Here is a 24,460-nt window from a genome sequence, read left to right as displayed (position 1 = left end):
AAATTAATGAACACGTGGTTTTTCATTTGATGAAGAGTCAGTTACAGCTTCTACGCCTTCACCAACTTTTTCTTTAACTGCTGAGAATCCATTACCCAAACCTGTTTTAACATTTTCAAACTGTTCAGATGCAAACTCACCTGTTGTTTCGACAACTCCAGTTACACGATCTTGCAAGCTTACTGAATCTGCTTCATGTTGTTCTTTCGTTTTAATATCAACAACATTCACGTTTACTTCGACAACTTCCAAATCTGTGATCTTAGAAACTTGTTCTGCAACTACTTCTTTAATGTGTTTGTACAAGTCAGGAACATTCTTTTGATATTCCACTACTACATTCAAGTCAACAGCGACTTGTTCTTTACCAACTTCAACGTTTACTCCATTACCAACATGGTCAGTATTGATGATCTTATCAGTTAGATTAGAGAAAAATCCTCCATCTACTGCCAACAAACCGTCTACTTTTTCTAAAGAAAGTCCGATGATTTTTTGAATGACTTTATCTTCGTAAGTCAATTCTCCTTTTACTGCATCTGTTTGTTTTACTTCTTCTACTTTTGCGTTTGTTTCTTTAATATTTTTTTCGTTTGACATATGAAACTCCTTTATTATTTAAATAGTCCTTTTTGTTGTAAATAAAATCCAATTCCTATTCCCAAAATGGCGCAAATTAAGATAAATAACATCTTAAATAAACCAACGGATACAATTAGAGTTGCTAAGATAATAGCTCCTAATCCAAATAGGACTGGAAGTTTGTGTTTTTTAAACTGTTCCATTTTTTACTTCCTTACTTTACACGACTTACAGTTTTTTTAGTTGGTGTTTTAGGCTTATAATCTTTTACAGAAACATCAAGCTTAACACCATGATTCATTCCAAAAAACTGTGTTAATCCATCAGCGATTTCTTTTTGAATCAATTGACTTCTTTCGATAATGTTTTCAGAAGGAAGAATTTCTCCTTCCACGTAAACTAAACATTTATTTTTCCGACTATTTACATGAACTTTAGGATCTTTAATGAAGTTATTTTCATTAACTAAACCACGAACAAATCCTTCAATAGCAGAATTTTTTAGTTTCAGCTTACCGCCTTTTTCTTCTAGTTGAATTTCTAAATCCCTCTTAGGGTAAAAAAGTATAACTAGCATCAAAAGTAGTATCAAAACCGATAGAACCAAGGAGCCCCAGAAAAGATATCTTGAAAAATAAAATTCCAAAAAGGAAATTCGCTTCCAATTTACTAAGTGGAGACCGAGACCGCTAACTTTGTGATAATCTAGCAAAATAGGAATCAAAATTGTCAAGATTAAAATACAAAAAATAAGGGAAAGTATTTTTTTTGACTTTGACATATTGAATCCTTTCGTCAATAGAGCGTAAACTATAACCTCCTTGTTTAAAAAAGATCATAATTTATTCCTGGGAACAAAGGAATATTATTCTTTTTTCCCAAAGAAAAACGACACTAGGGAGATAACAATGACTGCACCCGCAATAGATGGAAACAATGCCATACCAACTAGGCTAGGTCCCCAAGAACCCAATAGTAATTGTCCAACAGACGAACCTACTAAACCTGCTAAGACTTTAGTAATTACACCCATCGAACCTCCCTTATTAGTGATCCCTCCGGCAACTAAACCGATAAGACCACCGACAACAGCGGATATAAGCATATCATCCTCCTTCCTAAAACAAAGAAAGGAAAAATTAATTAAAACAATACTCAACAATAATAAAAAGATAAAAATTTAAAGTTCGAATTTGTATTTTCAAAAAAGTAATTATTATTGAATATCTGTTCAAACACTTTTTCTTTTCTAAGGTTAATATAAGTATATATGCTTCAAAAAAAGAAGTCAAACATCTTGCTCATAGATTTTTGCATTTTTAAAAAAATACATTTTATCATATAATAATGTGGAAAATTGACGGATTTCTGAAATAATCATATAATATAAATATGTAAACCCTTACATATTATTCCACTTATACTTGATGAAATGCACGTTCTTGAGTATCTATGAACATATAGACACTCTGCTATTTATTAAGTAAAATAAAGAATCACGGAGAAAGTTATGGATATTAAAGAGACATTCAACCAGTTAGACAATACAAAATTTAGTGATTTCAATAATCGCCTTGAAGGTTTTGAGAAACTTTTTAAAGACAATGATTTATTGGACATGCGTGATGATCTTACCAAAATCAATAAAGATGAAGTAATTGCTCTATGTGCTGAAATGAGAGGCTACAGAGCTGGATTTTTAGATACCTTACGTTTGATTGCTCCAGAAATTAATTTGGGAGATTCTAAAAAAGTCTTTTTAGAACTATGGGAAGAACATAATTTCAATCATCGTATTGACGATTTACTCGCTCATTATCCATATACAAATATTGAGGAGCGGATTGATTTTAGATTATTTGAAGAATATGGAACAAGTTCACGTGAAGAAGTCGCAAAAATGATGATTGACGATCTAGATACATCATCTGATGGCGAAGCTAAAAAACTATTTCTTCAAGAGTTTTTATCTTTGCATAAGAGAGAAAACAATATTGAATAAGTCTTAAATATAGATTTGTAATTACTCTGACTAACTCTTTCTAGTGATTGAGTTAGTCAGAGTAATTAATAGAAAAAGTGAGTAATATGAGATTATTTTTATGTTCAAATTTTTCAAAATCAGGAAAACTAATACAAGATGAAGTTGAAGGAAAAAACGTACTCTTCATCCCCACTGCTTCAATTGAAGAAGAGTACAAGGGATACGTAAACTCTGCCCGTCAATTATGGCAAGAGATGAATGTTAATGTTATTGATCTTGAGTTATCAGCAGCCTCTTCTGAACAAATTGAAAAAGCCTTCAAAAAGGCAGATATCGTTTATTTCACCAGTGGAAATACTTTTGTTCTAGTGGATCAGATAAAAAGATTGGGAGTTGATGAATTAATTAAGAAACATCTAAATGATGGCAAATTATATGCTGGAGAATCTGCTGGAGCAATTATTTGCGCAAAAGAACTCTACTATATCGAACCACTTTACCATATCCCCGAAAACTACTCTCAGATTGGATACTCTGGACTCGGGCTAATAGATTTTTACATTCTTCCACACGACTCCCATCCATTATTTAAGAAAATCACCAACGATATCCTCGAGAAATTCCCAACATTGGATATCTGTTCTCTCACTAACTCTCAAGCTGTCTTAGTTGAAAACGGAACTAGAAAATTAATGAGTATTTAGATTATTCAATTATAGGGTGTAAAAAGAGGATAAAAACAGTTCTATATTTTAGAAAATTTTTGGAGACATCTCAATGAAAAAAGCATTGTTAATTATTAATCCAACCTCTGGTGGAGAAAAGGCATTAGATTACAAAGAAATTTTGGAAAACAAAGCTAAAAAGTATTTTAACGATATCGAAACAATGATTACTCAAAAAGCTGAGGATGCAACTCACTTTTCTGAAAAGGCATCTAAAGAACATTATGATGCAGTAATTGTTTTTGGTGGAGATGGAACTGTCAATGAGGTTATTTCAGGAATTGCTGAGAAAGATTACATTCCAAAATTGGGGATCATTCCTGGTGGGACAGGCAACTTAATCACAAAATTATTAGGAATAAGCCAAGATATTGATCAGGCAATTGAAGAACTGGATTTCAATTTTACTAATACTATTGATATTGGAAAAGTTAATAACAGTTATTTTGGTTATGTCTTTAGCATTGGTTCTTTGCCAGAAGCCATTCATAATGTTGAAATAGAAGATAAGACAAAATTTGGAATCTTTGCGTATGCATTAAATACAATGAAGTCAATCATGAAAGATGACGTGTTTAATATTCGTATTGAAACTGAAAATGGAAGTTATAATGGAGAAGCTAGTCAAGTATTAGTCTTATTATCCAACTATTACGCTGATAAAAAACTATTTGATGAAAATAAAGATGGATACGGAAATATCTTAATTTTAAAAGATGCCTCCATCCTTTCTAAACTATCTGCAATTCCAGATTTGTTAAAAGGAGATGTTGTGGCTAATGATCACATCGAATACATTAAAGCAAGAAATATTAAAATTTCTTCTGATACTGAGTTAGAAACAGATGTTGACGGTGATAAATCAGATAAGCTTCCTGTAAATATTAAAATACTTGGTAACCATATCAAAGTTTATTCATCACCGAAAGAATAATATGTTTTTACCAAAAATAATTTAAATGATGAAAAAGAGACTAACTTAATGTAGTCTCCTTTTTTTACTATTTAGTTAAAACAATTCGATCTGACGGATCACGATCGAGATCATCAACTATAATTTGATTATCATTGACAGTATAAATTTTGACATCATCACTAATCGTCATGCGTTGATTTACTGAATCAAAAGTAACTTGCTTCACCTCTTTATCTCCATCAGGTTCCACTTCCGTCCATGTTCCGGTTGCACCATTCACAACCAGAATAATTTGGTCTTCTTCATCCACACCGTTATAAGTCCCATCAATATTTGTAGGCTGTGTTACTGGAGATTCAGAACTTTGAACTGTTTGAGACTGATTGTTGTTTGATGCCGATACAGAAGCATTTTGCTTAGCAGATTGATTGGATTGTTGTTGACTAACAGTCTGTTGAACAGGTTGAGCTGTCTGAGAACATGCAGTTAATAGAGCAATACTTGCTAAAGAAACAATAGAAATTATAAGTTTAATTATTTTCATAGTGAATTCCTTCCTTTTTGCGAACTAAATAAAGAAAAGTTCACTTTAGTTAGTTAGCTACATATACAGTATACCAACATAAAAATAGAAGTCAATTTATACGCTTATGTTTATCTTGTATGTATATCATTGAATTTAAGACAATCTCAATTAACAGATACATATGAGAGCTATTAACAATATTTGATATAAAAGAGAAGTTTCCGGAAAACGCTTCTTTTTCGGAAAGTCATAGTTTTTAAATTCTTTCTATAAGCTAGTATATTCATTGAAATTTATCCAAAAAAGGTAGAGTTTGAATTGAAATACAGTACAATAGTTCGCATTTGGCAAAAAGAAAAAAGCCTTTGAAATCAACGTTTCAATGGCTTTTAGCTTAATAAATTTTTTTTCTGTAATTATCAAGTATTACAACCTATATTTCTTTTAATATTTTATCAAATAATTTTTCTAATTTCCATAATTCTCCATAGACAGTTCCGTCCATATAAAGGTTGTAAATTTCATCATCTTGTTCCACTCGTATTTGTGCAGAATATCCTTTTGATAGTGCTAAGGAACGAATAACTTCCCGTTGAGTTCGTCCATTACCTTCTCGAAAGGGATGGAAATAATTAAGATTATCAAGAATTTTTGCTAAATGTTTAATGATTTCATCTCTTGAGTTGGCAGTTTGATGATAGGAATGAATGAGATGATTTATATAAGTTTCCGCAGCATTAAACGACTGTATCGACATAAAAGGATTACCACTTTTAGAGATATTCACCTTGCGATATTGTCCTGACCAAGCATAAACATCTTGAAACAAATAGTTATGAATGGCTAAAATATTACTCATGGAGTAGACTTTAATGGCTTTCAAACGCAAATCTGCAAGTCTTTTAGTAACGAATAAGTGTTCATTTCGGTAGGCTTCTTCAATATTTGTAACATTTTGTTTATTGATTAAGACTGTGGAATTTGGATAGGTATATTGGTGATTGGGGTCAATGTACTCATAGCCTTCGTATTGATTTTTAACCAATATTCAATTCCTTTCGTTTGTTGATAACATAAGTTTTTAAATCAATCACATCTTGAACAGTAGGTTCATAATTTTCAATCATTGATGACCCAATAGCATACCAGACAGTATCAAAATCCGAAAAGTTATCAAAGGGAATCCCTAAAATTGTTAATTCTTCTTTATTTACATCAAGAGTCATGGCACACCTCCTTATATAGAGTTATCCTTATTATACCATAAAATCGGTATTTTCACCTAAAGGATAGAGACCAAAAGATATATGTAAGCATATAGATTAATACTTACAGAACTAAAAATATTCCCCTGTTTTTAGTCCAACTGAAACCCATACTTTCCAAACCAGGTCTTAAGAAAAAAGGTAGAGAAAAAGGTAGAGTTTGAATTGAAATACAGTGCAATATATCGCATTTGGCAAAAAGAAAAAACGCTTGAAATCAGCGTTTTTCTTCTGTATTGATTCGTATTGAACCCCTACTTCACTTCTGTAAACACAACGTGTTTGCGAAGTTTTGGTGAGTATTTCTTCAATTGAAGACGGTCTGGAGTGTTACGTTTGTTTTTAGAAGTAAGGTACAAGCGTTCACCAGATTCTTTGTGTTCAAGTGTAATATTTACGCGCATGGTATCTCCCTTCTATTATTCAGCTGATGCAACTTTAGCGATCTTACGTCCTTTGTAGTATCCTTTAAGTGATACACGGTGTGAACGTGAGTAATCTCCAGTTGCTTCGTCAAAGTTTACAGATGGAGCTGTTACTTTGTAGTGCGTACGACGTTTGTTTTTCTTCGCTTTTGATGTGCGACGTGCAGGTACTGCCATTTCGTTTTTCTCCTTTTAAGATATAAATTCAATTAGGTTTGATTTTCATCAACTTTAACAGTATAACAAAACTTTTTTGTAAAGTAAAGTTACTTGACAAAAAATTGTTAAAAAAATCTCCCGCCCCATCAAATGGGACAGGAGTTCTCCTTAAAGGTCTATTTCAAATGGCTCATCAATCGTTTCCGAAACATATTTGCCATCCTTTTTTCGTTGTTTGACACATTCTGTCAGCAGGTACTCGATCTGCCCATTGACCGATCGAAAGTCATCTTCTGCCCATGATGCGATAGCAGCATATAACTTGGCTGACAATCTAAGTGGAATCTGTTTTTTCTTTTGGTCAGCCATTCTTAATAGAGACTTCCCGTATTAACAATTGGTTGTGCATCATGATTGCCACAGAGAACGACAAGAAGGTTCGAAACCATGGCAGCCTTCCGTTCTTCGTCTAGCTCTACAATCTCTCCTTCGCTCAGGCGTTCAAGGGCCATTTCAACCATCCCAACTGCTCCGTCGACTATCATCTTCCGCGCATCGATAATGGCAGAAGCTTGTTGGCGTTGAAGCATGACAGCTGCGATTTCTGGAGCATAGGCCAAGTAGGTAATACGAGCTTCTAGAATTTCGAGCCCAGCATCTTTTACACGTGCTTGAATCTCTTCTCGAATACGACTGGCCACAATTTCACTGGAGCCTCTTAGGCTACCCTCATCTGCCTGGCCGTCTCCTGTCGTATCGACATTAGGAGCTACATCATAAGGATAGATACGGACAATATTACGAAGAGCACTATCACACTGCAATGAGAGATATTCTTTGTAGTTATCCACATTGAAGACTGCTTTAGCCGTATCCACTACACGCCAAGTGACTGCAATACCGATTTCTACAGGATTTCCCAAACAGTCATTAATCTTCTGACGAGAGTTGTTCAAGGTCATCACTTTTAAGGAAATATTCTTTTTACCTGTCTCGATAGAAATACTGTTACCTTCTGCTGTTTTACTGACAGACATGGGTGACTTGGTGGTGACATCACCACTTTGGCCCAAGCGGGTGTTATTGGCAGGATTGACAGCGACACAGAAGGGATTGACAAAGTAAATACCCGCTTCTCGAATGGTTCCAATATAGTTCCCAAACAAGGTCAAAACCAAGGCCTCTTGCGGTTTAATAATTTTGATCCCCGCATAGCACACCAGACTAGCAATAAAGAGAAAAATACAGGTAATAACTGCAATCGCAAGTGGAAAACCTTCTGGTAGACTAGCAATTGCACTAATAAAGGCTAAAACTAAGACAAGATCCCCAACTAGCAAGCCTATAAGGGCAGCTAAGCCGTTTTTCTTTTGGGTTAAAATTTTTTCTTCCATGGGACGAACCCTTCTTTCTTTGTGATATCTAAATGATATCACTTTGCTTACAAAAGTCAAGATATAACTGTAAATTATTTTAGCAAGAAACCGAGCAAGCTGAATTGTCTGAAAATTCAAGAATTTTCTTCTGTCGTTGGGCCGTAAATTGTGCTATAATAATAAAAAATACGATGAGAGGGAATCAGATGACAGAATTAGATACACGCCATCGCAGTAGTGTCTACGACAGCATGGTCAAGTCACCTAACCGGGCCATGCTTCGGGCAACTGGGATGACAGATGAAAACTTTGAAAAACCAATCGTAGGGGTGATCTCTACTTGGGCTGAAAACACACCTTGTAACATGCACCTGCATGATTTTGGAAAATTGGCCAAAGAAGGTGTGAAAGATGCGGGAGCTTGGCCGGTTCAATTCGGAACCATTACGGTTGCCGATGGGATTGCTATGGGAACGCCTGGGATGCGCTTCTCCTTGACTTCTCGTGATATCATTGCAGACTCTATCGAAGCTGCTATGGGCGGTCACAACGTGGATGCCTTCGTAGCCATCGGGGGCTGTGATAAGAACATGCCTGGTTCGATGATCGCCATTGCCAATATGGATATCCCAGCGATCTTTGCCTATGGTGGTACCATTGCACCGGGTAATCTGAACGGCAAGGATATCGACTTGGTTTCTGTTTTCGAAGGGATCGGGAAATGGAACCATGGTGACATGACGGCTGAAGAAGTGAAGCAACTGGAATGTAATGCCTGCCCTGGCCCTGGTGGCTGTGGTGGGATGTATACGGCCAACACCATGGCGACTGCGATCGAGGTCCTTGGTATGAGCTTGCCAGGTTCCTCTTCTCACCCTGCTGAATCAGCTGATAAAAAAGCCGATATCGAAGAAGCGGGTCGTGCAGTTGTCAAAATGCTTGAAATGGGACTGAAACCATCTGATATCTTGACCCGTGAAGCCTTTGAAGATGCCATCACAGTCACAATGGCACTGGGTGGATCCACCAATGCGACCCTTCACTTGCTCGCTATTGCTCACGCAGCTAACGTTGATTTGACCCTTGAAGATTTCAACGATTTCCAAGAACGTGTGCCTCATTTGGCAGACTTGAAACCTTCAGGTCAATACGTCTTCCAAGACCTTTACAATGTCGGTGGTGTGCCAGCCGTCATGAAATACCTTCTTAAGAACGGTTTCCTTCATGGGGATCGCATCACATGTACCGGTAAAACGGTGGCTGAAAACTTAGAAGCCTTTGCTGATTTGACACCAGGTCAAAAAGTTATCATGCCGCTTGAAAATCCAAAACGTGCGGATGGTCCATTGATCATCCTGAAAGGGAACTTGGCTCCAGAAGGGGCGGTTGCTAAAGTATCAGGTGTGAAAGTTCGTAACATCACTGGTCCTGCTAAGGTCTTTGACTCGGAAGAAGCTGCCATTGAAGCGGTTCTTTCGGATGAAATCGTGGATGGCGACGTTGTTGTTGTTCGTTTCGTAGGTCCGAAGGGTGGTCCTGGTATGCCGGAAATGCTGTCCTTGTCATCCATGATCGTTGGAAAAGGCCAAGGAGACAAGGTGGCCCTCTTGACAGACGGACGCTTCTCTGGTGGTACTTATGGTCTCGTTGTTGGACACATCGCGCCTGAAGCTCAGGTCGGCGGCCCAATTGCCTACCTCCACACAGGAGATCTGGTAACGGTTGACCAAGATACTAAAGAAATCACCATGCACGTTTCAGACGAAGAGTTAGCCAAACGGAAGGCTGAAACAACCTTGCCACCACTGTATAGCCGTGGGGTTCTCGGTAAGTATGCCCACACGGTATCCTCTGCTTCACGCGGTGCCGTGACAGACTTCTGGAATATGGAACAGTCTGGTAAACAGTAAGATATGAAAAAACTCACTTTACGAATTTGTAAAGTGAGTTTTATTGATTTATCGCGGTGGAAGGCCAAGTGCAATACGCCCATAACGGCTGATCCGGGTAATTTTCCAAGCTGGCGACCAGGTTACTTCTACTTTGACGTCTTCGATACCGTCAATTTCTTTTAGGCGGGCGACGATTTCGATAGGCAGACTTTCCGCACAGTCACAAGCGGTATCGGTAAAGGTCATGACTACTTTGCAAGTCCCTTCCTCATCCAGATCCAACTCATAAATCAAACCGAGGTTGTAGACGTCCAATTCAACATCGGTATCAAACACAAGCTCTAACTTCTCAATCAATTGTTTCTCCAGTGCCAAGGCACGGTCGTTAATCTTGATATCCTCTCTCATCTCGCTATCCTTTCCCTCCTTTGATGAAGACTATTTTCTCACAATTCTGACAATAATGCAAGTTCACCTAGAATGAGATCGAATGACAGCTAAAAATCAAACTATCCGTCTTAAGACTGATTTAAAATTACAGGAACTTATCTTAAGTTTTCTTTAAGTTTTCCGATTTATACTAGTACCATCAAATGAAGACCTCCTAACTTTGTTTGATAGAAAATCCTAAACTTTTTCATAATAATCTCCCATAAAGGCCACCAAATCAGGTGGCTTTTTTCTATGTACCTTGGCGAACGTTAGTGAGCTTAGGTACATTGATGCAGTTCGAACGCTAGTGAGAACTACGTTCCTTATTTTTTTACGAGCATCAGCGAGTTTAGGTACGTTGACGCAGTTTGAGCGGAGATAACTAGACTCCTATAAAAAGGATGTGTGAAGAAAGTTTTAAAACCTTCAAAAATTTTTTTCAGCTCTATCTTTCTATTATTTCCTATATTTGTAGGCGAAATAGCTATTTTACGGGCTTTGTCCCCCGATAATTCCTTTTGCCTCCTCCAAGTTCTTGTGCTATAATGATACGGATACTGTTCATTTTAACAAGGAGGCGCATTATGAAACAAAACCATTCACGTTTTCTCATTCCAGGGATCCTTTTACTAGGAGTGGTCTTGCGGGCCCCATTTACGACCCTCTCCACTGTCTTATCAGATATTGCTGCTAGCTTTGGTGTCGAGGTGAGTTCTCTTGGCCTCTTGACGAGTCTACCCCTCCTAACATTCGCTATTTTCTCTCCTTTTGCTACTAGCTGGGCGAGACGCTTTGGGATTGAGCGACTCTTTCTCGGAGTCTTGATCCTGATGACGATTGGATCTGCTCTACGCACCATCAATCTGCCACTCCTCTATGTGGGAACTCTTTTGATTGGTGCTGCTATTGCCTTTATCAATGTCCTTCTACCAAGCTTGATCCAAGCTAATGAACCAAAACGTCTTGGCTTCTTAACAACACTTTATATCACTGCAATGGGCTTGTCTACTGCGGTAGCTTCTTCTGTCGCTGTTCCTATCACTCAAGCCACCTCTTGGCAAGGTCTGGTTTGGGTGCTGACAGTTGTCTGTACGCTTGCACTTGTGATCTGGCTCCCCAATGCTCGTCATAATCATTATTTGAAAAAAAGCTCTTCTTCTAATGAAAATAAGACTAGTTGGTATAAGAATGGCAAGGTTTGGGCCATCATGCTTTTCTGTGGTCTCCAGTCTCTCTTATTCTATACCACGATGACCTGGCTTCCTACTATGGCAACCCAAGCCGGCATCAGTCAAGCCAATGCAGGAATTTTAGCATCTGTATTCACCCTGATGAGTCTTCCTTTCTCTATGACCATTCCAAGTCTCACCACCAGCCTTTCTGAACGAAACCGTCACATCATGCTGATAACGACTGTTTTAGCTGGTTTTACTGGAATTGCCATGCTGTTACTAAAGACAGACAACTTCATTTACTGGTTGATCCTGAATATCTTGATCGGAAGTTTTACGAGTATCTTATTCCCTTACCTCATGGTCACCTTCTCCATGAAGTCTAGCTCTCCCGAGAAAACTGCTCAGCTCTCAGGACTAGCTCAAACAGGAGGATACGTCTTTGCTGCACTTGGGCCTATCTTATTTGGTTCAAGCCAACAAATCTTCCACTCTTGGACACCCGGGATTCTTATTCTTCTTGTTGTTGCTTTGTTTATGAGTATGGCTCTCTATCAAGTTGAAAAATCTGATATCATCCTTTAATCCACTAGGTCCCATTGAGCAATGGGATCTATTTTTTATACAAAAAAAGAATCAGGAATATCCTGATTCTTTGCTATGTCTTAATTATTCGTAAAATGATACGTGTACGTGGTCGTAGTGATTTTCTGTTACGCTACCACGGTCTGGCATTTCATTCCAAGTGTTTGCTGGTCCATAAATGTTATTTACTGGAGCATAGAAACGTTGTTTCCAGATGATGTAAGAAATTCCATTTTCTTGCATGTGATCGATTGCATATTGAGCTACTTGATCACCAATCGCTGAACTTTCTGGAACCATAACGTCTATCGCAAGACCTTTACCGTGATCTTCTGGGTCACCAGGACGGTAACCACCGATATCAGTCAAGCCAAGTTCATTAATCACTTGTTCTTTGAATTTAATTGTTTGAGGTCGAAGACCTTCATTTGAAGTTGGAGTTGCTGTTGAAGGAGTTGCAGCTGTCGTATCAACAACTGGTGCTGGTGCACCATATTGTGGTGTTGAAGCAACCGCAGTAACTTCTGGTTCTGCTGGAACTTCTACGACTGGAGCTGGTTCAGCTACTGGAGTCGCTGGGGCTTCCTCAACAACTGGTGCTTCTGCAGGAGCCGCTACTTCAGCTGGCGCTGCAGCAGGTTGCGCAGGTGCTTCTTCAACAACTGGTGCTGGCGCTTCCTCTGCTACTGGAGCTGCTGGTGCAGGTGTTTCAGCTGGCGCTTCTGGAGTTGGCAAGCTTTCTGATACTTGGTCTGCCACTGCTGCTACAACTGCAGGTGCTTGAGGGAGTTCTACAGCTTGGTTGCTTTCATCTGCTACTGGTTTTGTCAAATCACCTACTGCAACAGTTTGGTTGTCTACTTTGATTTGGTTGTTTGTCAAATCAGCAGAAGTTGTCACAGTTGCATCAGCATTACCTGCTGTAGGAGTTTGGATTTCTACACCTGTCACTTGGTTTTGATCATTGACAGTTGTTGTCAAGACAGTTCCTGGGAAAATCAAATCAATGTTGCTGATTTGGTTCAAGTTTGCCAAAACAGTTACGTCAACATTCAAAGCTTCCGCAATCGTGCTTAGGGTATCCCCATATTTGATGGTGTAGGTTTGTTTGTTTTCTGAAGTTGAAATATCTGCACGAATTTCATCTACAGAACGGGCAACCCAGTCCCCATTTGATTCTGCTTTACCAGTTGTAAATGGCAAGACCGCCATAGCAACAGTAGAAGCGATCAAAGCTTTTTTATTTACTTTCTTCATACGTTCTTTCCTCGTTTTCTTATTATCGGAGATTTATCTCCAGACAGATACATTTAATATTCTACCACATTTTTTGTCTTTAAAATGGCTCTTCTTTTCTTTTAATCTAACTGACCCTAATTTGTAACATTAGTCCTTTCTTGTTACAATCTCTTAACAATTAATGACAGTTAGTACTATTTGGACAATCAAACAAATTCATTGTATCAGAAGCCTTTGAAAGCCATGGACGAGGGAATTTTGAAAGATTTTTCAGTTGAATAAAAGCTAAAAAACACCCCAAGTTCGTGTCCTGTAGACATCACTTGAGGTGCTGTTTTAACGGCTTTGTATCTTATTAATTGAACACGCCCTAAATGCTGTGTGTAAAACGCAAACTGTAATAGTACTAACTTCAAAGGCACAGTAGCTGATTGGATTTTTCTCTCGCTTTAAGAGCTCGGAAAAATCCTAATCAGCCTTGTGGGGGCAGGACAACGAAGCATTCTATACAACAGTGCTTCTGTCCTGCTCCCTATTTTCCTTTGAGTTGCTTAACGGCTTTGTATCTTGATGTATCTTATTTGACCTTCATCATTCGGACCAGGTTGGCGCGTTCGGCTTCTTCGAGTTTCATTTCGATATAGTAGATGGTTTCCTTGAGATCGGGGATGGTCGCATATTCCAATCCATTGACCCGACGGCGTGTCTTTTCGATCTCATCGGCCATGAGCTGACAAGTTTTTTCAATCTCTGCCAGGCGCAACAGGTCTGGAAGGAGCTCTTCCATTTCTTGAATGGTGTTGTCCATCTGGCTATTGGAAGCCACATAGCTGTAGACCACGTCTCCCTCATCGTCTCCATATGGATTGTCAATATGGGCATGCATCTTGGGCACACGCACACTCATGATGTTCTCCGTCTCGATATGCAGGCTGACTTCCCGCGTCGGAACTGCAAAGATTTCCTGGACCATGAGGTCGTTTTCCAGACATTTGGCCAGGACAAACTCTTGCATATTGCCAATGAGAGCTGCCTCAACCTTCTGACGGAGGCGGTCATTTTCACGGACCGATTCGATGAAGCGTCGCATGAGCTCGTCTCGTTTGTCCTTGAGAAGTTTATGTCCTCTGGTTGCCGTTTTCAGACGCTCTTTGAGGGTGTTTAACTCCATCCGAGTGGGTTTGACATTTAATCGTGCCATCTGACTTCCTCCTTTCTACTCCTAGGCTTGTGCTTCCTGAGAAGTTTTTGGGAGGTATTCGTCAATCATGTCATCCTTGATCCGCTTGAGCTCTGTCCGTGGCAAGATAGCCAGCAATTCCCAACCTAGATCCAGACTTTCTTGAATGGTCCGATTGGTGGTAAAGCCTTGGTTGATGTACTCCTTCTCAAAGCGATCCGTAAATTTGACATAAAGTTTGTCGGTATCGGACAAGGCGGATTCTCCGAGCACCACGGCTAATTCTTTGGCTTGTTTCCCTTGGGCATAGGCCGCAAAGAGCTGGTTCATGGTCGCCGCATGGTCTTTCCGAGTCTTGCCTTCACCAGAACCCTTGTCCTTCAAACGGGAAAGGGAGGGAAGAACATTGATCGGTGGGCGGTAACCACTATTGTAGAGATCGCGGGACAGAATAATCTGACCTTCGGTGATGTAGCCTGTCAAGTCAGGGATGGGGTGGGTGATATCATCTTCTGGCATAGAGAGGATCGGAATTTGGGTCACAGATCCTTTCTTTCCAACCAAGCGTCCTGCACGTTCGTAGAGGGTTGAGAGGTTGGTATAAAGGTAGCCTGGATAGCCCCGACGTCCTGGAACCTCACGGCGGGCAGCAGATACTTCCCGAAGGGCTTCACAGTAGTTGGTCATGTCGGTCATGATAACCAAGACATGCATGTCTTTTTCATAGGCCAAATATTCTGCTGCGGTCAAGGCGATCCGAGGAGTCGCAATCCGCTCGATAGCGGGGTCATTAGCTAGATTGATAAAGAGGACCGAGCGGTCAATCGCACCTGTTTCCCGCAGGTCGTTCATAAAGAACTCGGCTTCTTCGAAGGTAATGCCCATGGCCGCAAAGACCACGGCGAAGTTTTCCTCCGAATTAAGCACAGTTGCTTGGCGGGCAATTTGAGCTGCTAATTCTTTGTGAGGAAGCCCTGATCCAGAGAATACTGGGAGTTTTTGGCCCCGAACCAAGGTATTCAAATGGTCAATGGCTGAGATCCCTGTCTGGATAAATTCATCTGGATAGTCCCGTGATACTGGGTTGATGGCTTGACCGTCAATGTCCAAGTACTTCTCTGGAATAATCTCTGGACCACCATCAATCGGTTTGCCCATCCCGTTAAAGATGCGTCCCACCATGTCTTCTGATACTGGAAGTTCTAGGGGACGTCCGGTAAAGCGAACCTTGGCTTTTTCCAAATTAATCCCGCTAGATCCTTCAAAGAGTTGGACCATGGCCTTGTCTTCTTGGACTTCGAGGACTTGTCCCTGACGGGTTGTTCCGTCATGGAGCTTGATTTCTACGAGTTCATTGTAGTGAACCCCCTCGACCTGATCGACAATCATCAAGGGGCCAACAACTTCGCTGACAGTACGGTATTCTTTAATCACGCTCATTGTCTACTCCTCCTTTTGCGACGATTTGGTGTAGGGATTCTACGATTTCTTCTTTTAAAGCTTGGATGGTGGCCAACTGATCCTCATGGATGAACTTGCTCCGGGCAATGCGGTCCCGAAGGTCTACAGTTCCTTCCATGATTTCTGTGAAGTAAGCTCCCAATTCTAGTGCTTTTTGACTTTCTTGGTCAAAGGTCAAAATGTTGGTCAACAAGGCCACCTGCTTGCTGAAAGAGGTATAGGTATCGACCTCATCAAAGGCATTTTGTTGCAGGTAGTCTTCGCGGATCATCTTGGCCGCATTCATGGTCAAGCGGTCTTTTTCAGACAAGGAATCCAGACCAACCAAACGCACGATCTCTTGCAATTCACTCTCTTTTTGCAACAGGTTCATGGCGCGGGTCACTTTTTCTGCCCAGCTAATCTGCTCATGTTGATCGATATATTGGCCTACCTCATCCTGGTAAAGGGAATAAGAACTCAACCAGTTGATGGCTGGGAAGTGGCGGCGTTGCGCCAACTGAGCATCTAGTCCCCAGAAGACCTTAACAATTCGCAAGGTATTTTGCGTTACCGGCTCTGAAATATCTCCACCCGGAGGAGAGACGGCACCGATGGCGGTAATCGAGCCTTCACGCGCAGTAGTTCCAAGTGTCTTGACCCGACCTGCACGCTCGTAGTATTCGGCGATCCGGCTACCAAGGTAGGCTGGGTAGCCTTCATCCCCTGGCATTTCTTCTAGACGACCAGACATTTCACGGAGAGCTTCTGCCCAGCGCGATGTCGAATCCGCCATGATGGCAACGGAATAGCCCATATCACGGAAATATTCTGCAATAGTGATCCCTGTGTAGATGGAAGCTTCCCGCGCCGCTACTGGCATGTTCGAAGTGTTAGCGATCAGAACGGTCCGTTGCATGATGGATTGACCAGTCGTTGGATCGATCAATTCTGGAAATTCATTCAGAACGTCCGTCATTTCATTTCCACGTTCCCCACAACCCACGTAAATTACGATGTCTACATTGGCAAACTTGGCCACCTGGTGTTGCACAACCGTCTTTCCAGCTCCGAAAGGACCAGGAACAGCTGCAGCTCCACCCTTAGTCACAGGGAAGAAGGTATCGATGACCCGTTGACCTGTAACCAAAGGCTCTACTGGAATCAGTTTTTGTGCAAAGGGACGGCCTCGACGAACCGGCCATTTTTGCATCAAAGTACCAGTAAAGAGGGTGCCATCAGCCTGCTCGATCTCATAAACCGGCTCTTCTACTGTGTAAGAACCTGCTACGATCTTGGTCACACGTCCACTGACTCCAAATGGCACCATGATGCGGTGTTCCACCATATTGGTCTCCTGAACGGTACCAACGATGTCTCCTGCGACTACCTCAGTTCCTTCTGCTACACTTGGTTCGAAGGTCCATTTGGTGTCACGATCGAGATTAGGAACTTGCACCCCACGAACCAAAAAATCGCTGGCGGTGACTTCTTGGAAACGTTCCAAGGGGCGTTGGATTCCGTCAAACATCTGAGAGATCAAGCCTGGTCCCAACTCGACAGAAAGGGGAGCTCCAGTTGTTACCACTGGTTCTCCTGGACCGACTCCAGACGTTTCTTCATATACTTGGATAGATGCTTCGTCCCGACGCATCTCAATAATTTCGCCAATCAAACCAAGATCGCCGACCCGGCAAATGTCTTGGATATTGGCCTCCTGCATCCCTGATGCGACCACCAAGGGGCCGGAAACTTTAATAATTTTTCCTTGAGTCATGTATTCCTCCTGGGAATCCTTTGTTTCTTTGTTTTACTTTTGTACTATCTCTCTTAGAGATTGCTTTTGTTGACCATTGGCCTCGAAATTAGTTGGATCCAACCAAGCTTCGAAACGCTCTTTGATAGCTGGCCATTCTTGGTCAATGATAGATAACCAATCTGTGTCTCGAGTCCGACCTTTATAGACAACAGCCTGACGGAAACACCCTTCATAGGTGAACCCCAAGCGCTCAGCTGCTTTGCGAGAAGCTTGGTTTAAGGCATCGCATTTCCACTCATAGCGGCGGTAGCCTAAATCCTCAAACACGTAGCGCGCTAACAGATACTGGGCTTCCGTAGCCATGCGTGTCTTTTGGAGCGCTGGTGAGTAGGTCACTGCTCCGACTTCGATCACCCGATTAGCTTGATCGATCCGCATGAGAGAGAAAGTCCCCAAAGCCTTGCCTGAATCTTTGTCTACAATCGCATAGTAAAAGCGACCTTGATCTGTCATGAGATCATCCAATAAGCGGTCCCACTCCTCTTTATTGTGGGCAGGGCCTTTGAACAGAAAGGTCCACATCGCTGCTGGAGAGTCCGGCCCGTAGACCTGATAAAGATCTGCTCCATGTTTTTCTTTTGAGAGGCGCTCGATCACGGTATAGCGACCTTCGATCCGCTCAATAGCTGGCAGACCCCCCGGTGTAAAATCAGGCATGGCATCGCCAATCGCTTGGCCAAATTCATTTGTTCTCATAAAATATCCTGTCCGACTGCTTTTTCGACATTGTCCCGAATTCGCTGCCGCCCCAATCCAGTCGTTCCCTTATGAGTAGGGATCAAGATGACGGCTGGGGTTACTTGGCGATCATAGTAGGCAATGGTATCTGGGATTTCCTGAGCCATATCTTCCGTCAGATAGATGATGCCAAAATCTTCTTGGCTCAAGTGACGTAAGGTATTGATGGTTTCCTGAGCCTCTGCTACGGGAAAGGTCTGAAAGCCAATCATTTGAAAAGGAAGGATGGCATCACGGTTTCCCACAACGGCAATTTTTTGCGTTTTACTGGCCATAGATTGGTCTCATCCTTTCTTTTATTTTGTCAATCGGGAGTTGATTATCCAGACCCGTCAAGACCAAACGAAGGTTCTTCACCTCCAGCTCTTTTCCAAAGAGATAGCGAGCTAAAGGCAAGGGCCCGTCTGTCTCAAAGGAAGCTTGTTCCAAAATTCGGTACTTAAGCACATGCTCCAGATATTCCACTGTCTCAGCAGTTACTCTGCCTGCTCGCATCTGCTCTTCGTACTGTGTCAATTCCACATTATAAGGCAAGGGATTGACTTGTTGGAACCAACTGATGAGGTTGCCCTGCTCGACACACTGAATGACTTCTCTTGCTGAGAGGCTCCCTGCATCAGACAAAAGTTGCTTCATAAAGCTGTTCGGCTTTTTCAAACTGAGGGCCCGCTCAACTGTGATGACATTGTAACAATCAATGGTCAAGGTGACCAAGGATTTTAAAAGTGGATGGTCCAGATCTTTCGCCAAGCGTTTGAGATGATCAAAGTAAGCCAAATCCATGCCGATCTCCAGAACCCGAATATCCTGATAGTCGACATATTCCTGCCAGGTTGCTGCGACTTCTTGAGCCATAAACTCTGGGCAGTTCTCTGAAGAAAAGGTCTTGGCTACTTGTTCAAGAACCGCTAAGGAATAGGGACCTGCATCCAATAATAGGAAGTTCAAATCCCGCCCCGTTGCTCGCTCTTTCAAGAAGACCTTGAGATTGTGATAGGTGTACTTGAGGGCGAAGAGGTCGACTACCGCAGGGTTCGGAGCCACCTGATAAGCCCAATCGTACTCTGCTAGAAGGTGCTTCATCAAGGCTTGCTCGACCACTTGGACTTGACGCAGTTGATCTGCCTCCAAGGCATAGGCCGTCCCTTGCAAGAGATTAGCACGCGCTTCTGCATCGGAGCTATTCAGAAGGGCATCAAACTGAGCCGGGCTCAAAAAACTAGCTTCACGTACACTAATCCCGGTATTTACTTGAGAATACGTCCGTTCACTCATAGCCCCTCCTAGTTTTTCTCTTCTTTAAAAATGCTGGCTGCCATATGGAAGCTCTGCTCCTCCCGCACAGCATCAACCAAATCACGGTAGAGGTAGCTGGCATCCACTTTGCCAAAGGAAAGGACAAAACCAGCCTCTTGGGTAAGCGTTTCTTTCGCTAATTGAAGCTGTGGATAGGCCTCTATCAAATCCTGACGATCTTGATCTGTCAATTTTTCTGCCGTCACAGCACCAAACGTTAAGACCATTGCTCGATCTGCATAGCGAGGAAGAACGCGATGCAGAAATGCGAGTTCTTCTTGGCGTGACCAAGTAGCCATTTTCTGGTAGGCATCCGCAAACAACTCTTTTAAGACCCGTTGCTTGGTGACCAATGTCGATTGGCGCTTTTGATTTTCTATTTGTTGGCTTTCACGTTGCAAGCGGCGCTCAATGGTTTGCAATTGAACCGTCCGTTGGTGTAACTTTTCTTCTACCAAACGAGCTTCCTGCAACTGGGACTCTGCTTGAACCTTAGCCGTTGCTTCCGCTACTAATTTCCGACCTTTTTCATGGGCCTGTTCAAGGATGGAATCCTTTAATTGGGAATAATCCGTCATTGTTTTTATTTCCTCCTTTGGAGTTCTTCGCCACCGATAATAGACGAAGAGAACATTCCTCTTCTTTGACTGAGGTGTGTCTAGATTAGCCGACGCGAAGAGTCAAAAGGAAGGACACAACGAAGGCCAAGATGGCATAGGTTTCAACCATGGCCGCAAGGATAACCCCTTTCATCATGTCTTCAGGGCGTTTTGCCAAGATTTGCATCCCAGCAGTTGCGACATTTCCTTGGTGTTTTGCTGAGAAATAGCCGACGATCGCTACTGGAAGGGCTGTGAAGAAGTAAGCAACTCCTGTTTCAAGAGCCATATCTGGTTTAATTTGCAACCAGATCAAGATCCCGATAACGAAACCGTACAAACCTTGTGTACCTGGCAACAATTGCAAGATCAAGGCTTGGGCAAATTTTTCTGGCTGTTCTTTCAAGAGTGCGGCAGCTGCTTGACCAGTCTTACCAACACCGAGGGCTGAACCCATTCCACTAAGAGCCACTGCAATGGCTACACCAAGTGCTGCAAAGAAGGCACCCCCATGGGTTGAGAAATATGAAGCTAAAGATTCCATGAATATACTCCTATAAAATTTTTTATGATTGATTTACTAAATTATTTTTTTGTTTTGACATAGCGTTCCGACGGTTTTAGAGGTCGGAAGGGCTTGCCACCACCCTCGTAGAACTTGCCAAAGAACTCGACAAAGATCAAACGTGCTCCATGCACATAGCCTGATAAGAAGGACAGGAACATGTTGATGGCATGAAGGAGGACAAAGAGGACAAGGCCGACGGTGAATCGTCCCAGGGTTGGGAAGAGATTGACAATCAGGTTAAAGGCCGACCCGATGCTGGCCCCTGATAAACCAAGCGCCATCAAACGGGTAAAGCTGACCAAGTCTCCGACATAGCCACTAACATTGTAGAGATTAAAGAGACCAGCTGCAAGTCCTGATAATTTCTTAGCACTGACAATGGACACGACCAAAATGCCAATCGCATTGAGAATGGCTAGCCACTGGCCAATGGGGACTAGGTAGGATAAGCCTGGTAGGATGTTTCCGACCGCTAAGAGCATCAAGCCCAATAAAATCAAGACCCAGGCAAAGCCTGCATTGTAGGCTTCGGTGTAGTCTTTCAGGCGGACATTTTTCATCCCACCTAGGAAGAGACCGACCAGAACGGTGATGAAACCAAAGACAACCGATAGGATCAAGATAGTCATGGCATTGGTCGTCGTACTGATCAAAGCAAAGGGCATCTCAAAGCCGAAGAAGGAACCGTAGACGACTCCCCAAAGGGCTACCGAGATTCCTAAGAGGCAGAAAAAGCGAAGGTTTTTTGCTGCGCTCGGCTGAAGCTTGAAAGCTTTTAGAGCAAAGCCAGTTGCCAACGTCAACAAGAGACCATAGCCGATATCTGCTACCATCATGCCGAAGAAAACAAAGTAGAAGAGAGAGACGATTGGTGTCGGATCTTTCTCGTAATACTTGGGCAAAGCATACATCTCCGTCACTAACTCGAAGGGCTCCACCAAGGCATTGTTTTTCAGTTTGATTGGTACCTGGTCCCATTCTTCTTGAGCGACTTCACGTGTCTGCAAGACGACTTGGTTCCCAAACTCCTTTTGAAGTTTGGCTTTTAAAGCATCGAGTTGAGCAGTTTCAATCCACCCTTCTAATGCGACTAGATGGGCTGTACTGGCAAGAGAGCCTTTGGCCTCTTCCCGGGCCCCTAGACTCAAGACATAATCGAGTTGGTACTTGAGTTGATTAAGGTCTTCCTTGGCTTGACTGAGCGTTTCCAACGTAGCTGCTTCGACAGCACCTTGTTCTTTAATCTCTCTCTTGAGTTGCTCCAAACGTTCTTTTGGTAGGGTCTCTCCTTGGTAGTCAAACTCTTTGAAATGCGAACTAGTCAGCGTATCTTGAAGGTCTGTTAAATCCCCAGACTTATACAAGACTACTACCCCATGCTCCGTTTCCGAGCTGAAGACCACATCAACTTCTACATCTGGATGAGCCAGTAAGGCTTGTCGCGCCTGATCCTGTTCACTATTCGGAATGGTACCGATTAAGCCACGAACATAACGGAAACGCTTGAGCTGGTCAGGTGTTGTCGTCAAGGCAGTCCATTTTTCTAAAGAGGCGATTTCTTCTTGGGCTTGCTGGATGCGATCCCGAGCCTTTGCTAAGACAGCCAATTGTTTTTGTACGGATTGTAAAAGACGTTGCTCATCACGGATGACCCCATGAGACTCTAGATCGTGAAAAGACAAGGACAAGGGAGCTTCTTTTAGTTTTTCTAATCCCTTCTTCTGAGGAATAAAAGGCTCTAGGGCCTGTATGGCCTTTTCTAACTGCTCTTCCCGACGTCTTAGTTCATCCATTCTTAGAGCTGATCCTTTGGACCCATCACTCGTCTGAAAGGCAACTTGCCAATCCTCTTGCTCGCTCAAATCATAGATTTGGACTGATTCCTCTGACTGGAGCGACAAGAGAAGCTCGTCCATTAGATTTGTGGGCGAGACCAGAGAAAGGTGTTGCATTGGACTAATTGCCATAGGTTGCTACCACCTTTTCTACAATTTCGTCTACCAAAGCTGCGCGCTTATCTGTCATAGCTTGCTGCACCTTTTCGTCATTGCGTTGACTGGTCACTGCCAGGTCTGCTTCCAAGCTAGCAATCGTCGCTTTCGAGGACTCTTCCCGCTCTGCGACCAGCTTAGCAGTCTCTTTGTCATAGTATGCTGCTACCTCCTGTAGGTGATTACCTAGCTGTTGGCGCAAATCTTGGATCTGATTCTCGTAACTTGCGACAACGGCTTCCGCCGCCATTTCAATCTCTTGCATCATTTCGAGAGTTGCGTTGGCCATCACTCCACCTCCTTACCTCTTCCTTTATGAGAAGGAACAAATTCTTGTGTAAATTATAACATATTTCATCAACTTTTTTCAGCGTCTTTCCTTTGTTTCCAGAGGTTATTTTTTTAACAAAGGTGATTCAAAAAAGATGCGGATTCTGTTCCTTCTTTCAGTCGTTCGCTGGTCGTATTCCTTGTATATCACAGCTTTTTATGTTATACTGTGAAATATATTATAGGATTTTCTCCAGGTGTAACATCGGTTGAAAGGAGGACTGCTGTGAAACAAGATCGTGATCTCCGAAGCATTATTAAGAGCCATCAAGAAGAAATGACGGAGCTAGAGCTAGACATTGCCCGCTATTTTTTATCTCCTGAAGCGCAGCAACACTCTCTTTCCTCGTCTAGAGTGACGGAACTTTTGCATGTATCAAAAGCTGCTTTGACCCGTTTTTCCCAAAAGTGTGGCTTCACAGGCTACCGTGAATTTATTTATCACTTTAACGAAGAAACCAAATCTCAAAAGCAACAATCCCCGCACGACGAACTAACCCAGGATGTCTTGCGTCGCTACCAGCAGGTCCTTCAGGTTACAGAAACCCTAGCAAAAGATGACCAAATCAAAGAAGTCGCCAACTTAATCACTCAAGCAGATCGGGTCTACTTCTTTGGAAAAGGAAGCTCCGGTCTAGTCGCCTCCGAGATGAAACTTCGCTTCCTCCGACTGGGCGTTGTTTGCGAGGCCCTAACCGATCAAGACGGCTTTGCATGGACGACCAGTATCTTGGATAAATCCTGCCTAGTCATTGCCTTCTCTCTATCGGGAACTACACGCTCGATTATCCATAGCCTTCTGGATGCTCAAGAAATGGGAGCGAAAACCGTTCTTCTTACTGCTCAACCAGACGCTATCAAAGATGACTTTACAGAAATCTTACCAGTTGCTCCCCTACCTGGAAGCACCTATATCGACCGTATTACGGCAACCCTTCCCTTCTTAACCACGATTGATTTAATCTATGCTCACTTTCTCGAAATGGATCGGGAGCGTAAAGAAAGAATTTTCAATAGCTATTGGGAAAACAAAAAACTCAATGGCTACGATTCACGTAGACGCTAGTCTCCCTAAATATCACCAGGAGCTGAGGATCTTTTCCTCTGCATTCTGGTTTTTCTTTTCAATAGAAAATGCTTACTGCTTAGGTGAGCGTTTCAGATTGAAATAAAGTCTTCTAAAAAAACTTTCCTTAGGTGAGTACGGACGTCAGCGAACTT

General features: G+C 42.2%; 29 protein-coding genes. 6 read left to right on the top strand and 23 right to left on the bottom strand.

Going from position 1 to position 24,460, the window contains the following annotated elements; all coding sequences use genetic code 11:
• Positions 1-3: 3 nt before the first annotated feature.
• From ADF75_RS08860 to ADF75_RS08845, 4 genes are all read right to left on the bottom strand, one after another.
• Positions 4-600 (bottom strand): Asp23/Gls24 family envelope stress response protein, encoded by a 597-nt coding sequence (locus tag ADF75_RS08860; protein ID WP_048789866.1) that lies wholly within the window; start codon positions 598-600, stop codon positions 4-6.
• Positions 601-614: 14 nt separating this feature from the next.
• The gene (locus tag ADF75_RS10065) at positions 615-785 is read right to left on the bottom strand and encodes a DUF2273 domain-containing protein (RefSeq protein WP_048789865.1); all 171 of its coding nucleotides are present in this window, start codon (positions 783-785) and stop codon (positions 615-617) included.
• An 11-nt stretch (positions 786-796) separates the two neighbouring features.
• Positions 797-1,363 carry an alkaline shock response membrane anchor protein AmaP gene (gene amaP / locus ADF75_RS08850; RefSeq protein ID WP_048789864.1) on the bottom strand — a complete coding sequence of 189 codons (567 nt, stop codon included), beginning with the start codon at positions 1,361-1,363 and terminating at the stop codon, positions 797-799.
• Positions 1,364-1,447: 84 nt separating this feature from the next.
• The gene (locus ADF75_RS08845; protein WP_048789863.1) at positions 1,448-1,687 is read right to left on the bottom strand and encodes a GlsB/YeaQ/YmgE family stress response membrane protein; all 240 of its coding nucleotides are present in this window, start codon (positions 1,685-1,687) and stop codon (positions 1,448-1,450) included.
• Positions 1,688-2,092: 405 nt separating this feature from the next.
• Here ADF75_RS08845 and ADF75_RS08840 point away from each other — a divergent pair, with 405 nt between their 5' ends.
• The 3 genes from ADF75_RS08840 (at position 2,093) to ADF75_RS08830 (ending at position 4,225) form a co-directional block, all read left to right on the top strand.
• On the top strand, positions 2,093-2,584 hold the full coding sequence (locus tag ADF75_RS08840) for a hypothetical protein (protein ID WP_048789862.1): 492 nt from the start codon (positions 2,093-2,095) through the stop codon (positions 2,582-2,584).
• An 86-nt stretch (positions 2,585-2,670) separates the two neighbouring features.
• The gene (locus ADF75_RS08835; protein ID WP_048789861.1) at positions 2,671-3,270 is read left to right on the top strand and encodes a Type 1 glutamine amidotransferase-like domain-containing protein; all 600 of its coding nucleotides are present in this window, start codon (positions 2,671-2,673) and stop codon (positions 3,268-3,270) included.
• A 73-nt stretch (positions 3,271-3,343) separates the two neighbouring features.
• Positions 3,344-4,225 (top strand): diacylglycerol/lipid kinase family protein, encoded by an 882-nt coding sequence (locus tag ADF75_RS08830; RefSeq protein WP_048789860.1) that lies wholly within the window; start codon positions 3,344-3,346, stop codon positions 4,223-4,225.
• A gap of 67 nt (positions 4,226-4,292) precedes the next feature.
• Here the strand turns inward: ADF75_RS08830 and ADF75_RS08825 are convergent, their stop codons facing one another.
• The 7 genes from ADF75_RS08825 to ADF75_RS08795 form a co-directional block, all read right to left on the bottom strand.
• Complete coding sequence (locus ADF75_RS08825; protein WP_048789859.1) at positions 4,293-4,751, bottom strand: SP_0198 family lipoprotein; 459 nt, start codon at positions 4,749-4,751, stop codon at positions 4,293-4,295.
• A gap of 415 nt (positions 4,752-5,166) precedes the next feature.
• Complete coding sequence (locus ADF75_RS08820) at positions 5,167-5,778, bottom strand: Fic/DOC family protein (protein WP_013904661.1); 612 nt, start codon at positions 5,776-5,778, stop codon at positions 5,167-5,169.
• Entirely contained in the window at positions 5,771-5,959 is a 189-nt protein-coding gene (locus ADF75_RS08815) for a hypothetical protein (RefSeq protein ID WP_000171299.1), read from the bottom strand. The genes ADF75_RS08820 and ADF75_RS08815 overlap by 8 nt, the downstream gene beginning before the upstream one ends.
• A 293-nt stretch (positions 5,960-6,252) precedes the next feature.
• Positions 6,253-6,402, bottom strand: a complete 150-nt coding sequence (gene rpmG, locus ADF75_RS08810) for a 50S ribosomal protein L33 (protein ID WP_001265622.1) — start codon at positions 6,400-6,402, stop codon at positions 6,253-6,255.
• A gap of 15 nt (positions 6,403-6,417) precedes the next feature.
• Positions 6,418-6,600: a 50S ribosomal protein L32 gene (gene rpmF / locus ADF75_RS08805; protein ID WP_048789858.1), complete on the bottom strand. Its 183-nt coding sequence runs from the start codon at positions 6,598-6,600 to the stop codon at positions 6,418-6,420.
• 150 nt (positions 6,601-6,750) lie between these two features.
• Positions 6,751-6,951 carry a PTS ascorbate transporter subunit IIC gene (locus tag ADF75_RS08800; protein ID WP_003011522.1) on the bottom strand — a complete coding sequence of 67 codons (201 nt, stop codon included), beginning with the start codon at positions 6,949-6,951 and terminating at the stop codon, positions 6,751-6,753.
• A gap of 2 nt (positions 6,952-6,953) precedes the next feature.
• Positions 6,954-7,976 (bottom strand): SPFH domain-containing protein, encoded by a 1,023-nt coding sequence (locus ADF75_RS08795; RefSeq protein WP_048690698.1) that lies wholly within the window; start codon positions 7,974-7,976, stop codon positions 6,954-6,956.
• 188 nt (positions 7,977-8,164) lie between these two features.
• Between ADF75_RS08795 and ilvD the strand changes: the two genes are divergently transcribed.
• Positions 8,165-9,868, top strand: a complete 1,704-nt coding sequence (gene ilvD / locus ADF75_RS08790; RefSeq protein ID WP_006597056.1) for a dihydroxy-acid dehydratase — start codon at positions 8,165-8,167, stop codon at positions 9,866-9,868.
• A 48-nt stretch (positions 9,869-9,916) separates the two neighbouring features.
• Here the strand turns inward: ilvD and ADF75_RS08785 are convergent, their stop codons facing one another.
• Positions 9,917-10,258 (bottom strand): metal-sulfur cluster assembly factor, encoded by a 342-nt coding sequence (locus tag ADF75_RS08785; RefSeq protein ID WP_006595245.1) that lies wholly within the window; start codon positions 10,256-10,258, stop codon positions 9,917-9,919.
• 608 nt (positions 10,259-10,866) lie between these two features.
• On the opposite strand from ADF75_RS08785, the gene ADF75_RS08780 reads away from it, so the two are divergent.
• Complete coding sequence (locus ADF75_RS08780; RefSeq protein WP_048789857.1) at positions 10,867-12,039, top strand: CynX/NimT family MFS transporter; 1,173 nt, start codon at positions 10,867-10,869, stop codon at positions 12,037-12,039.
• 84 nt (positions 12,040-12,123) lie between these two features.
• Here the strand turns inward: ADF75_RS08780 and ADF75_RS08775 are convergent, their stop codons facing one another.
• The 11 genes from ADF75_RS08775 to ADF75_RS08725 all read right to left on the bottom strand — a co-directional run bounded on the left by ADF75_RS08775 (position 12,124) and on the right by ADF75_RS08725 (position 23,198).
• The gene (locus ADF75_RS08775) at positions 12,124-13,296 is read right to left on the bottom strand and encodes a LysM peptidoglycan-binding domain-containing protein (RefSeq protein ID WP_048789856.1); all 1,173 of its coding nucleotides are present in this window, start codon (positions 13,294-13,296) and stop codon (positions 12,124-12,126) included.
• 559 nt (positions 13,297-13,855) lie between these two features.
• On the bottom strand, positions 13,856-14,479 hold the full coding sequence (locus ADF75_RS08770; protein WP_023024951.1) for a V-type ATP synthase subunit D: 624 nt from the start codon (positions 14,477-14,479) through the stop codon (positions 13,856-13,858).
• A 21-nt stretch (positions 14,480-14,500) separates the two neighbouring features.
• A complete protein-coding gene (locus ADF75_RS08765; protein ID WP_048690706.1) occupies positions 14,501-15,898 on the bottom strand; it encodes a V-type ATP synthase subunit B in 1,398 nt (465 codons plus the stop codon).
• The gene (locus ADF75_RS08760) at positions 15,885-17,675 is read right to left on the bottom strand and encodes a V-type ATP synthase subunit A (RefSeq protein WP_048789855.1); all 1,791 of its coding nucleotides are present in this window, start codon (positions 17,673-17,675) and stop codon (positions 15,885-15,887) included. The genes ADF75_RS08765 and ADF75_RS08760 overlap by 14 nt, the downstream gene beginning before the upstream one ends.
• A 33-nt stretch (positions 17,676-17,708) precedes the next feature.
• Positions 17,709-18,413, bottom strand: coding sequence for a GNAT family N-acetyltransferase (locus tag ADF75_RS08755; RefSeq protein ID WP_048789854.1), 705 nt, complete (start codon positions 18,411-18,413; stop codon positions 17,709-17,711).
• Positions 18,410-18,730, bottom strand: a complete 321-nt coding sequence (locus ADF75_RS08750; RefSeq protein ID WP_048789853.1) for a V-type ATP synthase subunit F — start codon at positions 18,728-18,730, stop codon at positions 18,410-18,412. Before ADF75_RS08750 ends, ADF75_RS08755 begins: the two co-directional genes overlap by 4 nt.
• On the bottom strand, positions 18,720-19,730 hold the full coding sequence (locus ADF75_RS08745; protein WP_048789852.1) for a V-type ATPase subunit: 1,011 nt from the start codon (positions 19,728-19,730) through the stop codon (positions 18,720-18,722). The genes ADF75_RS08750 and ADF75_RS08745 overlap by 11 nt, the downstream gene beginning before the upstream one ends.
• Before the next feature lie 8 nt (positions 19,731-19,738).
• On the bottom strand, positions 19,739-20,329 hold the full coding sequence (locus ADF75_RS08740; RefSeq protein WP_048789851.1) for a hypothetical protein: 591 nt from the start codon (positions 20,327-20,329) through the stop codon (positions 19,739-19,741).
• An 85-nt stretch (positions 20,330-20,414) separates the two neighbouring features.
• The gene (locus tag ADF75_RS08735) at positions 20,415-20,894 is read right to left on the bottom strand and encodes a V-type ATP synthase subunit K (protein ID WP_023024938.1); all 480 of its coding nucleotides are present in this window, start codon (positions 20,892-20,894) and stop codon (positions 20,415-20,417) included.
• A 41-nt stretch (positions 20,895-20,935) separates the two neighbouring features.
• Entirely contained in the window at positions 20,936-22,885 is a 1,950-nt protein-coding gene (locus ADF75_RS08730) for a V-type ATP synthase subunit I (protein WP_048789850.1), read from the bottom strand.
• Positions 22,875-23,198: a hypothetical protein gene (locus ADF75_RS08725; protein WP_048789849.1), complete on the bottom strand. Its 324-nt coding sequence runs from the start codon at positions 23,196-23,198 to the stop codon at positions 22,875-22,877. Before ADF75_RS08725 ends, ADF75_RS08730 begins: the two co-directional genes overlap by 11 nt.
• Positions 23,199-23,465: 267 nt before the next feature.
• On the opposite strand from ADF75_RS08725, the gene ADF75_RS08720 reads away from it, so the two are divergent.
• Positions 23,466-24,305 (top strand): MurR/RpiR family transcriptional regulator, encoded by an 840-nt coding sequence (locus ADF75_RS08720; RefSeq protein ID WP_048789848.1) that lies wholly within the window; start codon positions 23,466-23,468, stop codon positions 24,303-24,305.
• The last annotated feature ends 155 nt before the right edge of the window (positions 24,306-24,460 follow it).

Source organism: Streptococcus sp. 1171_SSPC (assembly GCF_001069335.1).
In the GTDB taxonomy this organism is placed as follows: domain Bacteria; phylum Bacillota; class Bacilli; order Lactobacillales; family Streptococcaceae; genus Streptococcus; species Streptococcus xiaochunlingii.
The sequence above is the reverse complement of the archived record's forward strand: the minus strand, read 5'-3'. Positions and strand labels throughout refer to the sequence as shown.

Excerpts from the sequence above, each read along its gene's own strand:
- ADF75_RS08860 (WP_048789866.1), bottom strand. The coding sequence starts at position 600 with ATGTCAAACGAAAAAAATATTAAAGAAACAAACGCAAAAGTAGAAGAA.
- ADF75_RS10065 (WP_048789865.1), bottom strand. The coding sequence starts at position 785 with ATGGAACAGTTTAAAAAACACAAACTTCCAGTCCTATTTGGATTAGGA.
- amaP (WP_048789864.1), bottom strand. The coding sequence starts at position 1,363 with ATGTCAAAGTCAAAAAAAATACTTTCCCTTATTTTTTGTATTTTAATC.
- ADF75_RS08845 (WP_048789863.1), bottom strand. The coding sequence starts at position 1,687 with ATGCTTATATCCGCTGTTGTCGGTGGTCTTATCGGTTTAGTTGCCGGA.
- ADF75_RS08840 (WP_048789862.1), top strand. The coding sequence starts at position 2,093 with ATGGATATTAAAGAGACATTCAACCAGTTAGACAATACAAAATTTAGT.
- ADF75_RS08835 (WP_048789861.1), top strand. The coding sequence starts at position 2,671 with ATGAGATTATTTTTATGTTCAAATTTTTCAAAATCAGGAAAACTAATA.
- ADF75_RS08830 (WP_048789860.1), top strand. The coding sequence starts at position 3,344 with ATGAAAAAAGCATTGTTAATTATTAATCCAACCTCTGGTGGAGAAAAG.
- ADF75_RS08825 (WP_048789859.1), bottom strand. The coding sequence starts at position 4,751 with ATGAAAATAATTAAACTTATAATTTCTATTGTTTCTTTAGCAAGTATT.
- ADF75_RS08815 (WP_000171299.1), bottom strand. The coding sequence starts at position 5,959 with ATGACTCTTGATGTAAATAAAGAAGAATTAACAATTTTAGGGATTCCC.
- rpmG (WP_001265622.1), bottom strand. The coding sequence starts at position 6,402 with ATGCGCGTAAATATTACACTTGAACACAAAGAATCTGGTGAACGCTTG.
- rpmF (WP_048789858.1), bottom strand. The coding sequence starts at position 6,600 with ATGGCAGTACCTGCACGTCGCACATCAAAAGCGAAGAAAAACAAACGT.
- ADF75_RS08800 (WP_003011522.1), bottom strand. The coding sequence starts at position 6,951 with ATGGCTGACCAAAAGAAAAAACAGATTCCACTTAGATTGTCAGCCAAG.
- ADF75_RS08795 (WP_048690698.1), bottom strand. The coding sequence starts at position 7,976 with ATGGAAGAAAAAATTTTAACCCAAAAGAAAAACGGCTTAGCTGCCCTT.
- ilvD (WP_006597056.1), top strand. The coding sequence starts at position 8,165 with ATGACAGAATTAGATACACGCCATCGCAGTAGTGTCTACGACAGCATG.
- ADF75_RS08785 (WP_006595245.1), bottom strand. The coding sequence starts at position 10,258 with ATGAGAGAGGATATCAAGATTAACGACCGTGCCTTGGCACTGGAGAAA.
- ADF75_RS08780 (WP_048789857.1), top strand. The coding sequence starts at position 10,867 with ATGAAACAAAACCATTCACGTTTTCTCATTCCAGGGATCCTTTTACTA.
- ADF75_RS08775 (WP_048789856.1), bottom strand. The coding sequence starts at position 13,296 with ATGAAGAAAGTAAATAAAAAAGCTTTGATCGCTTCTACTGTTGCTATG.
- ADF75_RS08770 (WP_023024951.1), bottom strand. The coding sequence starts at position 14,479 with ATGGCACGATTAAATGTCAAACCCACTCGGATGGAGTTAAACACCCTC.
- ADF75_RS08765 (WP_048690706.1), bottom strand. The coding sequence starts at position 15,898 with ATGAGCGTGATTAAAGAATACCGTACTGTCAGCGAAGTTGTTGGCCCC.
- ADF75_RS08760 (WP_048789855.1), bottom strand. The coding sequence starts at position 17,675 with ATGACTCAAGGAAAAATTATTAAAGTTTCCGGCCCCTTGGTGGTCGCA.
- ADF75_RS08755 (WP_048789854.1), bottom strand. The coding sequence starts at position 18,413 with ATGAGAACAAATGAATTTGGCCAAGCGATTGGCGATGCCATGCCTGAT.
- ADF75_RS08750 (WP_048789853.1), bottom strand. The coding sequence starts at position 18,730 with ATGGCCAGTAAAACGCAAAAAATTGCCGTTGTGGGAAACCGTGATGCC.
- ADF75_RS08745 (WP_048789852.1), bottom strand. The coding sequence starts at position 19,730 with ATGAGTGAACGGACGTATTCTCAAGTAAATACCGGGATTAGTGTACGT.
- ADF75_RS08740 (WP_048789851.1), bottom strand. The coding sequence starts at position 20,329 with ATGACGGATTATTCCCAATTAAAGGATTCCATCCTTGAACAGGCCCAT.
- ADF75_RS08735 (WP_023024938.1), bottom strand. The coding sequence starts at position 20,894 with ATGGAATCTTTAGCTTCATATTTCTCAACCCATGGGGGTGCCTTCTTT.
- ADF75_RS08730 (WP_048789850.1), bottom strand. The coding sequence starts at position 22,885 with ATGGCAATTAGTCCAATGCAACACCTTTCTCTGGTCTCGCCCACAAAT.
- ADF75_RS08725 (WP_048789849.1), bottom strand. The coding sequence starts at position 23,198 with ATGGCCAACGCAACTCTCGAAATGATGCAAGAGATTGAAATGGCGGCG.